Source organism: Pelomonas aquatica, from assembly GCF_026712205.1.
Taxonomy (GTDB): Bacteria; Pseudomonadota; Gammaproteobacteria; order Burkholderiales; family Burkholderiaceae_C; genus Pelomonas; species Pelomonas aquatica.
Genome location: NZ_JAPPUW010000008.1, coordinates 15,807 through 28,702 on the forward strand (window position 1 = coordinate 15,807; position 12,896 = coordinate 28,702).

General features: G+C 68.9%; 12 protein-coding genes and 1 tRNA gene. 12 read left to right on the forward strand and 1 reads right to left on the reverse strand.

The genetic code is table 11. From position 1 onward, the window contains the following. The first annotated feature begins 22 nt into the window (after positions 1–22). From NYP07_RS09990 to NYP07_RS10040, 11 genes are all read left to right on the forward strand, one after another. A complete protein-coding gene (locus NYP07_RS09990; protein ID WP_268149919.1) occupies positions 23–694 on the forward strand; it encodes a YfgM family protein in 672 nt (223 codons plus the stop codon). Next, positions 691–1,827 (forward strand): outer membrane protein assembly factor BamB, encoded by a 1,137-nt coding sequence (gene bamB / locus NYP07_RS09995; RefSeq protein WP_268149921.1) that lies wholly within the window; start codon positions 691–693, stop codon positions 1,825–1,827. Before NYP07_RS09990 ends, bamB begins: the two co-directional genes overlap by 4 nt. A 10-nt stretch (positions 1,828–1,837) precedes the next feature. Then, positions 1,838–3,169 carry a ribosome biogenesis GTPase Der gene (gene der, locus NYP07_RS10000; protein ID WP_268149923.1) on the forward strand — a complete coding sequence of 444 codons (1,332 nt, stop codon included), beginning with the start codon at positions 1,838–1,840 and terminating at the stop codon, positions 3,167–3,169. 77 nt (positions 3,170–3,246) lie between these two features. Continuing rightward, positions 3,247–3,489, forward strand: a complete 243-nt coding sequence (hfq, locus tag NYP07_RS10005) for an RNA chaperone Hfq (protein WP_268149925.1) — start codon at positions 3,247–3,249, stop codon at positions 3,487–3,489. Between the two features lie 10 nt (positions 3,490–3,499). Then, positions 3,500–4,744 (forward strand): GTPase HflX, encoded by a 1,245-nt coding sequence (hflX, locus tag NYP07_RS10010; protein WP_268149927.1) that lies wholly within the window; start codon positions 3,500–3,502, stop codon positions 4,742–4,744. Then, the gene (gene hflK / locus NYP07_RS10015) at positions 4,741–5,988 is read left to right on the forward strand and encodes an FtsH protease activity modulator HflK (protein WP_378990568.1); all 1,248 of its coding nucleotides are present in this window, start codon (positions 4,741–4,743) and stop codon (positions 5,986–5,988) included. The genes hflX and hflK overlap by 4 nt, the downstream gene beginning before the upstream one ends. A gap of 15 nt (positions 5,989–6,003) precedes the next feature. After that, entirely contained in the window at positions 6,004–6,906 is a 903-nt protein-coding gene (gene hflC / locus NYP07_RS10020; protein ID WP_268149929.1) for a protease modulator HflC, read from the forward strand. Further along, positions 6,903–7,085, forward strand: a complete 183-nt coding sequence (locus NYP07_RS10025; protein WP_268149931.1) for a DUF2065 domain-containing protein — start codon at positions 6,903–6,905, stop codon at positions 7,083–7,085. The genes hflC and NYP07_RS10025 overlap by 4 nt, the downstream gene beginning before the upstream one ends. Before the next feature lie 63 nt (positions 7,086–7,148). Continuing rightward, positions 7,149–8,312: an ATP phosphoribosyltransferase regulatory subunit gene (locus NYP07_RS10030; protein ID WP_268149933.1), complete on the forward strand. Its 1,164-nt coding sequence runs from the start codon at positions 7,149–7,151 to the stop codon at positions 8,310–8,312. Between the two features lie 44 nt (positions 8,313–8,356). Next, complete coding sequence (locus NYP07_RS10035) at positions 8,357–9,688, forward strand: adenylosuccinate synthase (RefSeq protein ID WP_268149935.1); 1,332 nt, start codon at positions 8,357–8,359, stop codon at positions 9,686–9,688. A 30-nt stretch (positions 9,689–9,718) separates the two neighbouring features. Then, the gene (locus tag NYP07_RS10040; protein ID WP_132574344.1) at positions 9,719–10,240 is read left to right on the forward strand and encodes a phosphoribosyltransferase; all 522 of its coding nucleotides are present in this window, start codon (positions 9,719–9,721) and stop codon (positions 10,238–10,240) included. A gap of 199 nt (positions 10,241–10,439) precedes the next feature. Here the strand turns inward: NYP07_RS10040 and NYP07_RS10045 are convergent. After that, a tRNA-Leu gene (locus NYP07_RS10045) sits at positions 10,440–10,524 on the reverse strand. A gap of 69 nt (positions 10,525–10,593) precedes the next feature. Here NYP07_RS10045 and rnr point away from each other — a divergent pair. Then, positions 10,594–12,894, forward strand: a complete 2,301-nt coding sequence (gene rnr, locus NYP07_RS10050; protein ID WP_268149938.1) for a ribonuclease R — start codon at positions 10,594–10,596, stop codon at positions 12,892–12,894. The last annotated feature ends 2 nt before the right edge of the window (positions 12,895–12,896 follow it).

The window sequence follows — 12,896 nt, forward strand, 5'->3', positions numbered from 1 at the left end:
GCCCCGCACAGCTGTCTCCCTCATGGCATCGCATCTCGACCTCGAAGAACAAGAACAACTCGAACAAGTCAAAGCGTTTTGGAAGCGCTGGGGCAACCTCATCACCTGGGTGCTGACCGCGGCCCTGGCCGCGTTCGCGGCCTGGCAGGGCTGGAACTGGTACCAGCGCGACCAGGCCGCCAAGGCGGGCGCGATGTACGACGAGTTCGAGCGCGCGCTGACCGCGCAGGACCTCGACAAGGCCGCCGCCGCCGCGGGCGACCTGAAGGCCCGCTTCGCCGCCACCGGCTATGCGGCCCAGGCCGGCCTGCAGGTCGCCAAGCTGCAGCTCGACAAGGACAAGGCCGACGACGCCAGGCAAAGCCTGTCCTGGGTGGCCGAGCAGGGCTCCGAGCCGCCCTACCGCGACATCGCCCGCCTGCGCCTGGCCGGCCTGCAGCTCGACGCCAAGGCCTATGACGACGCGCTGAAGACGCTGGACGCGATCAAGTCGCCCGAGTTCGCCGCGCTGGTGGCCGACCGCCGCGGCGACGCGCTGCTGCTGCAGGACAAGCGCGATGCGGCCAAGGCCGAGTACCAGAAGGCGCTGGCCGGCATCGAGAAGACGCAGAACTACCGCAGCGTCATCGAGGCCAAGCTCGCGACGCTGGGCGTGCCCACGGCCGTCGAGGCCGCAACCGGAGCCGCGCAATGAAGCGCGCCGTCCTGATCTCGCTGCTTGCAGCGTCGCTGTCCGGCTGCTCGACGATCAGCTCGACCTGGAACTCCTGGTTTGGCGACAGCAAGAACAAGCCCGCCGCGCTGGAAGCCCTGTCCGGCCCCGCGACCGGCCGCGTCGTCTGGAGCAGCAAGGGCGACAGCATCAACTTCCCGCTCAGCATCGCGACGCCGGGTGAGCGCTTCGTCGTCGCCAGCAGCGACGGCGCCGTGCGCGCGCTGGCCGCCGCCGATGGCCGCGAGCTCTGGCGCGGCGAGGCCGGCGCCAAGCTGCTGGCCGGCGTCGGCAGCGACGGCCGCTTCGCCGCCGTCGTCAACCGCGACAACGAGCTCGTCGTGCTGGACGCCGGCCGCGTCGCCTGGAAGAAGACGCTGCCGACGCCCGTCGTCGCGGCGCCGCTGGTGGCCGGCGAGCGCGTCTTCGCGCTGACGCTGGACCGCCAGGTGCTGGCCTTCGATGCGCTGGACGGCCGCAAGATCTGGGAACTGAAGCGCCCCGGCGAGCCGCTGACGCTGGCCAAGGCCGGCGTGCTGACGGCCTACAAGGACACGCTGATCGTCGGCCAGGGCCCGCGCCTGGCCGGGGTCGACCCGGTCAACGGCAGTCTGCGCTGGGAGGCCAGCGTGGCCACGCCGCGCGGCACCAACGAGGTCGAGCGCCTGGCCGATCTGGTCGGCCCGGCCGTGCGCCAGGGCGAGCTGATCTGCGCGCGCGCCTTCCAGTCCTCGGTCGGCTGCGTGAACGCCGAGCGCGGCAGCGCCGTGTGGAACCGCCTCGTCGGCGGCGCCAACGGCATCGGTGCGGACGAGCAGGTCGTCGTCGCCGGCGACGCGTCGGACCGCCTGTCGGCCTGGAAGCTGGCCAACGGCGACCTGGCCTGGTCGGCCGACCAGTTCCAGCTGCGCAAGCTCTCCGCGCCCCTCGTGACGGCCAAGCAGGTGCTGATCGGCGACTTCGAAGGCCAGGTCCATCTGCTGGACCGCGGCACCGGCAAGACCCGCTCGCGCATCGCCACCGACGGCTCCGCGGTCGTCACCGCCGCGCTGCTGGGCGACACGGCACTGTTCGCGACCAGGAACGGCGGCCTGTTCGCGATCAAGGCCGAATGAAGCCTGCGAGATGAAACCTGTTATTGCCCTGGTCGGCCGCCCCAACGTGGGCAAGTCGACGTTGTTCAACCGCCTGACGAAGTCGCGCGACGCCATCGTGGCCGACTTTGCCGGCCTGACGCGCGACCGCCACTACGGCGACGGCCGCCTGGGCGACCGCGAATTCATCTGCATCGATACCGGCGGCTTCGAGCCCGACAGCAGCACCGGCATCGTCAAGGAGATGGCCAAGCAGACCAAGCAGGCCGTCGCCGAGGCCGATGCGGTCATCTTCGTCGTCGACGTGCGCCTGGGCCTGTCGGCCCACGACAGCGACATCGCGCGCTATCTGCGCAGCGTCAACAAGCGCGTGCACCTGGCCGTCAACAAGGCCGAGGGCATGGTCGAGTCGCCGCTGCTGGCCGAGTTCCACGAGCTCGGCATGGGCGAGCCGCATCCCATCTCGTCGGCGCACGGCCAGGGCATCCGCAGCCTGCTGGACGCGGTGCTGGAGCCCTTCGACGCGACCGAGCGCGGCGAGGACGCGCCCGACGAGGGCGTCATCCGCCTCGCGGTGGCCGGCCGCCCCAATGTCGGCAAGAGCACGCTGATCAACACCTGGCTGGGCGAGGAGCGCCTTGTCGCCTTCGACATGCCGGGCACGACGCGCGACGCCATCGCGGTCGACTTCGAGCGCAACGGCCAGAAGTTCAAGCTCATCGACACGGCCGGCCTGCGCCGCAAGGGCAGGGTGTTCGAGGCCATCGAGAAGTTCTCGGTCGTCAAGACGTTGCAGGCCATTGCCGACGCCCACGTCGTGCTGCTGCTGCTGGACGCCACGCAGGGCGTGACCGACCAGGACGCCCACATCGCCGGCTACATCCTCGACAGCGGCCGCGCCGTCGTGCTGGCCGTCAACAAATGGGACGCCGTCGACAGCTACCAGCGCGAGACGCTGAAGCGCCAGATCGAGCAGCGCCTGGCCTTCCTGAAGTTCGCGCCGCTGCACCAGATCTCGGCGCTGAAGCGCCAGGGCCTGTCGGCGCTGTGGAACGCGATGGCCGACGCCTATGCCTCGGCCTACCGCAAGATGACGACGCCGGTGCTGACCCGCCTTATCCAGGAGGCCGTCGAGCACCAGCAGCCCAAGCGCGCCGGGCTGTCGCGGCCCAAGCTGCGCTACGCCCACCAGGGCGGTCAGAACCCGCCCATCGTCGTCATCCACGGCAATGCGCTGGAAGGCGTCACCGAGGTCTACAAGCGCTACTTGGAAGGCCGCATCCGCGCCCACTACAAGCTGGTCGGCACGCCGCTGAAGATCGAGCTGCGTTCGTCGAAGAACCCGTTCACCGAAAAGAACTAGGGTGCCCCCCAGTCCCGCCGGGACGCTGTGTTAAGGTCCAACCCGTAGTCCCTCACCCGATAACTCGGAGCATACCGATGAGCAACAAAGGCCAACTTTTGCAGGACCCCTTTTTGAACCTGCTGCGCAAAGAGCATGTGCCGGTTTCCATTTACCTGGTCAACGGCATCAAGCTGCAAGGCCATATCGAATCCTTTGACCAATACGTCGTGCTGCTACGCAACACCGTGACGCAGATGGTCTACAAGCACGCGATCTCCACTGTCGTGCCGGGCCGCGCGGTCAACTTCCACGCTGGCGACGGTCCCGCCGAAGCCTGATCCCGCGCCCTTGTCCGCGACTTCCTCTCCCGCCGCGACGCCGCCCTCCGAGGCGGCGCGCGCCATTCTTGTGGGTGTCGATTTCGGTCGGCAATCCGCCAAGCAGGGCTTTGACGAGAGCCTGGACGAGCTGGCCCTGCTGGCCGAGTCGGCCGGCGATACGCCGGTCGCCAAGGTCATCGCGCGCCGCCCGGCGCCCGATGCGGCGCTGTTCGTCGGCTCCGGCAAGGCCGACGAGATCAAGCTCCTCGTGCAGGCCCACCAGGCCCACACGGTGCTGTTCGACCAGGCCATCTCGCCGGCCCAGCAGCGCAATCTCGAGCGTGTGCTGGGCGTGCCGGTGGCCGACCGCACCGCGCTGATCCTCGAAATCTTCGCCCAGCGCGCGCAGAGCCACGAGGGCAAGTTGCAGGTCGAGCTCGCGCGGCTGCAATACCTGGCCACGCGCCTGGTGCGGCGCTGGAGCCACCTGGAGCGCCAGAGCGGCGGCATCGGCATGCGCGGCGGCCCCGGCGAGGCGCAGATCGAGCTGGACCGCCGCATGATCGACGAGCGCATCAAGAAGACCAAGGAGCGGCTCAAGCAGGTGCAGCGCCAGCGCAGCACGCAGCGCCGCTCAAGGGCGCGCAACGGCGTCTTCAAGGTCTCGCTGGTCGGCTACACGAATGCGGGCAAGAGCACGCTGTTCAACGCGCTGACCAAGGCGCGGGCCTATGCGGCCAACCAGCTGTTCGCGACGCTGGACACGACGACCCGCTCCCTCTACCTGGAGCAGGCCGGCGCCAGCGTGTCGCTGTCCGACACGGTCGGCTTCATCCGCGACCTGCCGCACAAGCTCGTCGAGGCCTTCCGCGCGACGCTGCAGGAGGCGGCCGACGCCGACCTGCTGCTGCACGTCGTCGACGCCGCCAGCCCGGTGCTGGACGAGCAGATGGCCGAGGTCGAGCGCGTGCTGGAGGAAATCGGCGCCGGCGGCGTGCCGCAGATCCTGGTCTACAACAAGCAGGACCTGCTGCCCGACGACCAGCGGCCGCGCGAGATCGTCGATGCGATGCTGCGGCCCAATGGCAGCACCGAGCCCACGCCGCGCGTCTTCGTCAGCGCGCTGAGCGGCAGCGGCCTGGCCGAGCTGCGCCGGCTGATCGCGACGGCCATGCAGGCCCAGCCCTTGATTCCCGATGAGCGGGACCCACGTTTCGACGTCGATGCGTCGGACGATCCCGAGCCCTCTTCCTCAGACCCTTCCCAGGCATGAGCAGCACTCTCCACACTCCGCCCCGCAGCCCCTGGGCCCGGCGCCTGATGACGCCGGTCGCGAGAGCCGCGGGCCGGCTGTTGAACAACGGCCGCAACGACGGCCCGCCCGACCTGGACGAGCTCTGGCGCGACTTCAACCGCAAGCTCTCGGGCCTGTTCGGCGGCCGCAGCGGCGGCCCCTCCGGCGGCAACGGCTCGGGCGGTTCGCCCGACATGAAGGGGGCCGGCATCGGCATCGGCCTGATCGCCGGCGTCGTCGCGCTGGGCTGGCTGGCCAGCGGCTTCTTCATCGTGCAGGAAGGCCAGCAGGGCGTCATCACGTCCTTCGGCAAGTACAGCAAGACGGTGGAGGCGGGCTTCCAGTGGCGTCTGCCATTTCCCTTCCAGCAGCACGAGATCGTGTCGGTCACGCAGCTGCAGCAGGTCGACGTGGGCCGCAACTCCGTCGTTCCGGCCACCGGCCTGCGCGACTCGTCCATGCTGACCCAGGACGAGAACATCGTCGACATCCGCTTCACCGTGCAGTACACGATCAAGGATGCGCGCGACTTCCTCTACGAGAACGTGCTGCCCAAGGACGCCGTGACGCTGGCGGCCGAGTCGGCCGTGCGCGAGATCGTCGGCAAGAGCACGATGGACTCCGTGCTCTACGAGCAGCGCGACGCGATCGCGGCCGAGCTGGTGAAATCCATCCAGACCCAGCTCGACCGCCTCAAGGCCGGCATCCAGATCAAGAACGTCAACGTGCAGAGCGTGCAGCCGCCCGAGCAGGTGCAGGCCGCGTTCGAGGACGCCTTCAAGGCCGGCCAGAACAAGGAACAGACCAAGAACGAGGCCCAGGCCTACGCCAACGAGGTCATCCCGCGCGCCCAGGGCGAATCCGCCAAGCTGCGCGAGCAGGCCGAGGGCTACAAGGCCCGCGTCGTCGCGACCGCCGAGGGCGATGCACAGCGCTTCAAGAGCGTGCTGGCCGAGTACCAGAAGGCGCCCCAGGTCACGCGTGACCGCATCTACATCGACACGATGCAGCAGATCTACAGCAGCGTCAGCAAGGTCATGGTGGACAGCCGCACGGGCTCCAACATGCTCTACCTGCCGCTGGACAAGCTGCTGCAGCAGGGCGGCAGCACCGTCACCGTGTCGCCGCCGCAGCCCGCCAGCGTGGTGCCCGACCCGGCGACGCTGCCCGGCGCCAACGACCTGCGCAGCCGTGACAACCAGCGCAGCCGCGACGGCCGCTGATCGAGGACCTACCGAATGAACCGAATTGCCGCCATCCTCGCCGGTGCCCTCGTCGTGCTGATGCTGCTGTCGTCGATGCTCTTCATCGTCGACCAGCGCCAGTTCGCCGCCGTCTACGCGCTCGGCGAGATCAAGGAAGTCATCACCGAGCCGGGCCTGAAGTTCAAGCTGCCGCCGCCGCTGCAGAACGTCGTGCTGCTCGACCGCCGCGTGCAGACCCTGGACAGCCCCGAGTCCCGCCCCATCTTCACGGCCGAGAAGAAGAGCCTGGTCATCGACTGGCTCATCAAGTGGCGCGTCGTCGATGCCCGCCAGTTCATCCGCAACAGCGGACCGGACACCCGCAACGTCGAGAACCGGCTGGCGCCCGTCGTGCAGGCCGCCTTCAACGAAGAGGTGACCAAGCGGACCGTGCTGGCCGTGCTGGCGACCGAGCGCGAGAAGATCATGCAGGATGTGCGCAAGCGCCTGGCCGACGAGGCCAAGCAGTTCGGCATCGAGGTCGTCGACGTGCGCATCAAGCGCGTCGACTTCGCGTCCAGCATCACCGACTCGGTCTACCGCCGCATGGACTCCGAGCGCAAGCGCGTGGCCGCCGAAGCCCGCTCCACCGGAGCGGCCGAGGGCGACAAGATCCGTGCCGACGCCGACCGCCAGCGCGAGATCATCGTTGCCGAGGCCTACCGCGACGCGCAGAAGGTCATGGGCGACGGCGATGCCAAGGCGTCGGCCATCTATGCCGAAGCCTTCGGCCGCGACCCGCAGTTCGCGCAGTTCTACCGTTCGCTGATGGCCTACCGCGCCAGCTTCGCGAAGAAGAGCGACGTGATGGTCGTCGACCCCAGCAGCGACTTCTTCAAGGCAATGAGGGGAAGTTCGGGCGGCGCCGGCCCTGCGCCCGCACCGGCACACAAGTGAATGCGCTGCTGACGGCCTGTGCGCTGATGCTGGTCATCGAGGGGCTGCTGCCCCTCGTCAGCCCGCAGCGCTGGCGCGAGGTCTTCAGCCGCATCCTGGCCATGAGCGACGGCCAGATCCGCTTCATCGGGCTGGCCAGCATCCTCATGGGTCTTTTGGGGCTGCTCTGGTTGCGCTGATCTGAAGGCTCGGCCGGGAAGGGCATAGGTAGAATGCCGTTTTTAACCGCCTAGCCTTCGCCCATGTCCTCTGCTTGGCTGCTGCCCGAGCACATCGCCGATGTCCTGCCTTCGCAGGCGCGCCGCATCGAAGAGCTGCGCAGGGAACTGCTAGACATGGCCCGCAGCTATGGCTGCGAGCTCGTCATCCCGCCGCTGCTGGAGCATCTCGAATCGCTGCTGTCCGGCACCGGCAGCGGCTCCGAGATCAAGCTCTTCAAGCTGGTCGACCAGCTCTCCGGCCGGTCGCTGGGCCTGCGTGCCGACACGACGCCCCAGGTCGCCCGCATCGACGCCCATCTGCTGAACCGCCAGGGCGTGACCCGGCTGTGCTACTGCGGCCCCGTCGCGCACACGCGGCCCGACGGCCTCAACACCAGCCGCGAGCCGCTGCAGTTCGGCGTCGAGGTCTACGGCCATGCCGGCCTGGAGGCCGACCTCGAGGTGCAAGACCTGGCCCTGGACGCGCTGCGCCGCGCCGGCCTCACGCGCGTCATGCTGGACCTGGGCGATGCCCGCCTGCTGCGCGGCGTGCTCGACGGCGTGCCGCTCGCGCCCGAAGCCCTGGATGCGTTGACCGCGGCGCTGGCGGCCAAGGACGTGGCCGTGCTGGCGGCGCTGACGGCCGGCATGCCGGCCGAAACGCGCGCGGCCCTGCTGGCGCTGCCCAGCCTGTTCGGCGGCCGCGAGGTGCTGGCCGAGGCCGCGCGCCGCCTGCCCGGCCACCCCCTCGTCAAGGCGGCGCTGGCCGACCTGGACTGGCTGGCCGGCCATCTGGCGGCCGTCCACCCCGAGGTCAGCCTGGGCTTCGACCTGGCCGACCTGCAGGGCTATGCCTACTACACCGGCATCCGCTTCGCGGCCTATGCCCAGGGCTGCGCCGACGCCGTGCTGCGCGGCGGGCGCTACGACGAGGTGGGCGCCGTGTTCGGCCGCCGCCGCCCGGCCGCGGGCTTCAGCCTGGACTTGAAGACGCTGGTGACGCTGGTGCCGGCAACAAAGCTGCGGGCAGCCGTGCGCGCGCCCTGGGGCGAGGACGCCTCGCTGCGCCAGGCCGTGCGGGCGCTGCGAGAGCAGGGCGAGACCGTGGTCTGCGTGCTGCCCGGCCACGAACACGAAGCCGATGAATTCGACTGTGACCGCGAGCTGGTTCGCGAGCACCCTGGCTGGGTCGTCCGAACGCGGTAAGGCGCGGCGCCCACTTCCCATTTCAAGCAATACAGGCAATCAACATGAGCCAAATCGCGCGTGGACGCAATGTGGTCGTCGTCGGCACCCAGTGGGGTGACGAGGGCAAGGGCAAGGTCGTCGACTGGATGACCGACCACGCCCAGGGTGTCGTGCGCTTCCAAGGGGGGCACAACGCCGGCCACACGCTGGTCATCAAGGGCGTGAAGACGGCCCTGCAGCTGATCCCCAGCGGCATCATGCGCGACGGCGTGGCCTGCTACATCGGCAACGGCGTCGTGCTGGACCCGACCCATCTGCTGGGCGAGATCGAGCGCCTGGAGAAGGCCGGCGTCGAGGTGCGTTCGCGCCTCTACATCAGCGAGAGCTGCCCGCTGATCCTGCCCTTCCACGTCGCCGTCGACAAGGCGCGCGAGGCGCTGCGCGAGAGCAGCGGCAGCGGCAAGATCGGCACGACAGGCAAGGGCATCGGCCCGGCCTACGAAGACAAGGTGGCCCGCCGCGCGCTGCGCGCCCAGGACCTGAAGCATCCCGAGCGCTTCGCCAAGAAGCTGCGCGAGCTGCTGGAGCTGCACAACTTCGCGCTGGCCGGCTATCTGCACGGCGAGACGCTGCAGTTCGAGCCCATCTTCGAGCAGGCCATGAAGATGGCCGAGCAGATCAAGCCCATGCTGGCCGACGTCGGCTACATGATCCACAAGGCCCACCTGGCCGGCCAGAACATCCTGTTCGAAGGTGCCCAGGGCACGCTGCTGGACATCGACCACGGCACCTATCCCTACGTCACGTCGAGCAACTGCGTGGCCGGCAATGCCGCTGCCGGCGCGGGCGTGGGCCCGCAGCTGCTGCACTACATGCTGGGCATCACCAAGGCCTACACGACGCGCGTCGGCTCCGGCCCCTTCCCGACGGAACTCGACTGGGAAGTGCCCGACACCGTCGGCTACCACCTGTCCACCGTCGGCCAGGAACGCGGCACCGTCACGGGCCGCGCGCGCCGCTGCGGCTGGCTGGACGCCGCCGCGCTGAAGCGCTCCATCATCATCAACGGCATCACCGGCCTGTGCCTGACCAAGCTCGACGTGCTGGACGGCCTGCCCGAGATCAAGATGTGCGTCGGCTACAGGCTCGACGGCCGGCTGCTCGACATCCTGCCGCTGGACGGCGACGAGATCGAGGCCTGCAAGCCGGTCTTCGAGACCTTCCCCGGCTGGACCGAGACGACCTTCGGCATCACCTCCTGGGACGCGCTGCCGGCCAATGCGCACGCCTACCTGAAGCGCGTCGAGGAAGTCATCGGCGCGCCCATCGACATGGTCTCGACCGGCCCCGACCGCGAACACACCATCGTGCTGCGCCACCCGTATTCCGCCTGACCACCATCACACCACGGAGACAACGCCACCATGTTGACCGACGACGGCAAACACCTCTACGTATCCTGGGACGAGTACCACCTGCTGACCGAGCGGCTGGCACTCAAGGTGCATGCCTCCGGCTGGCAGTTCGACCAGATCCTCTGCCTGGCCCGCGGCGGCATGCGCCCGGGCGACGTGCTGTCGCGCGTGTTCGACAAGCCGCTGGGCATCATGTCCACCAGCTCCTACCGTGCCGAGGCCGGCACCATCCAGGGCCGGCTGGACATGGCCAAGTACATCACCATGCCCAAGGGCGAGCTGGCCGGCCGCGTGCTGCTGGTGGACGACCTGGCCGACTCCGGCGTCACGCTGAAGGCCGTGGTGGAGCGCCTGCGGGGCATGCCGGCCATCACCGAGCTGCGCTCGGCCGTGCTCTGGACCAAGAAGGTGTCGGCCTACACGCCGGACTACTACTGCGAGATGCTGGAAACCTCGCCGTGGATCCACCAGCCGTTCGAGGAGTACGACGGCATGGGGCCGGAGCAGTTGGCGAAGAAGTTCGTCGTTTGAATCGACTGAAGATGGGTGTCAGGCAAGACTCGCCGAAGCGCCCATCGAGGGCGCATCGGCGGGGACTCGGTCACGCAAGCGCGACCCCGGCTTGGAGCGCAGCTCCAAGCTTTTCTCGTCCTCTCGCGAAGTCCACTGGACATCGCTTCCTGAGCCTCAAACGACAAAGGCCAGCACTTTCGTGCTGGCCTTTTCTGTTTGGTGCCCAGGAGAGGACTCGAACCTCCACGGAGTTACCCGCTAGTACCTGAAACTAGTGCGTCTACCAATTCCGCCACCTGGGCAAGGTGCTCAAAACTTCCTAACGAAGTCCTGGGCCGTTTCAGGAAAACAGAGACTATATCATCAAAAACTTGAAGAACACAACCAACGCTCCAGCCGCCGATGGCGCGGGGCTGCTCGGCGAGGTCGAGGGCACGCTGCAGGGCCATCGCGATGGCCATGGCTTCCTGATCCCCGACGACGGCTCGGCCGACATCTATCTGTCCTCGCAGGAGACCCACGCCGTCATGCACGGCGACCGCCTGCGCGTGCGCGTGACGCGCTTCGACAAGCGCGGCCGGCCCGAGGGCCGGGTGCTGGAGATCCTCGAGCGCAAGAAGCGGCCCATCATCGGCCGGCTGCTGCTGGAGTCCGGCGTCTGGCTCGTCGCGCCCGAGGACCGGCGCATGGGCCAGGACATCCTGATCCCGAAGAACGGCATCGCCAACGCGACCGCCGGCCAGGTCGTCGCCGTCGAGCTGACCGAGCCGCCGTCGCTGTATTCGCAGCCGGTCGGCCGTGTCGTCGAGGTGCTCGGCGAGATCGACGACCCCGGCATGGAGATCGAGATCGCCGTGCGCAAGTACGACGTGCCGCACCGCTTCAGCCCCGACACGCTGGCGCAGAGCGCCAAGCTGCCCGAGAAGCTGCGCGCGGCCGACCTCAAGCATCGCATCGACCTGCGCGACGTGCCCCTCGTCACGATCGACGGCGAGGACGCGCGCGACTTCGACGACGCCGTCTACTGCGAGCCCTTCAAGCAGGGCCGCGGCAAGAAGGCCGTCGAGGGCTGGCGGCTGCTGGTCGCCATTGCCGACGTGTCGCACTACGTGAAGCCCGGCGAACCGCTGGACGCCGACGCCTACGAGCGCGCGACCTCGGTCTACTTCCCGCGCCGCGTCATCCCGATGCTGCCGGAGAAGCTGTCCAACGGCCTGTGTTCACTGAACCCCTACGAGGACCGGCTCAGCATGGTCTGCGACATGGTCGTCGCGGCCGACGGCACGGTCGCGGCCTACCAGTTCTACCCGGCCGTCATCTGCTCGCACGCACGCTTCACCTACACCGAGGTCGCGGCCATCCTGGCCAATACCCACGGCCCCGAGGCCGCCAAGCGCCGCGAGCTGGTGCCGCATCTGCTGCATCTGCACGAGGTCTACCGCGCGCTGCTGGCCGAGCGCCAGCGCCGCGGCGCCATCGACTTCGAGACCACCGAGACGCAGATCGTCTGCGACGACAACGGCCGCATCGAGAAGATCATCCCGCGCACGCGCAACGACGCCCACCGGCTCATCGAGGAGGCCATGCTGGCCGCCAACACCTGCTCGGCGGACTTCATCCAGGGCGCCAAGCACCATTCGCTCTACCGCGTGCACGAAGGCCCCACGCCCGAGAAGCGCCAGACGCTGCAGGCCTATCTGCGCTCGCTGGGCATCGGCTTCGGGATCTCCGACGACCCCAGCCCGCGCGAGTTCCAGCAGCTCGCCGAGGCCACTAAGGATCGCGCCGACGCGCAGCAGATCCACCAGATGCTGCTGCGCTCCATGCAGCAGGCCATCTACACCGGCACCAACTCCGGCCACTTCGGCCTGGCCTATCCGGCCTACACGCACTTCACGAGCCCGATCCGGCGCTACCCCGACCTGCTGGTGCACCGCGTCATCAAGGCCCTGCTCGGCAACAAGCGCTACACGCTGGATGCGTCCAAGATGAACGTGCCCCAGGCGCCCAAGCGCCCGGGCCGCGCCGCGCCGCCGAATCCGGCCGAGGCCCGCAACGAGGCCGAGCGCTGGGAGGTCGTCGGCGCGCATTGCAGCGCCAACGAACGCCGCGCCGACGAGGCCAGCCGCGACGTCGAGGCCTGGCTGAAGTGCCGCTATATGCGCGACCGCCTCGGCGAGGAGTTCGCCGGCACCGTCAGCGCGGTCACGTCGTTCGGCCTCTTCGTGCTGCTCGATGCGCTCTACGTCGAGGGCCTGGTCCACATCACCGAGCTGGGCGGCGAGTATTACCGCTTCGACGAGGCGCGCCAGGAGTTGCGCGGCGAGCGCACCGGCATCCGCTACGCCACCGGCGCGCGCGTGCAGGTGCAGGTCAGCCGCGTCGACCTGGACGGGCGGCGCATCGACTTCCGCCTCGTGCGGGATGCCGACGACGCGCGGCCGGCGAGCCGCGGCGTGGGCGCCAAGCCCTCGGGCAAGGCGCCGGCCAGGAAGCGCACGCCCAAGACCGCCGTCGAGGCGCTGGAGGATGTGCGCCAGGCTGACCGCGATGTGAAGCAGAGCCGCAAGGCCACCGTCGCGGCGCTGCACCCGGTCAAGGCGGCGCGCAAGGCGGCCAGTCAGGCCGCCAAGAAGGCGGCGGCCAAGTCGCCGGCGCGCAAGCGCCGTTGAGC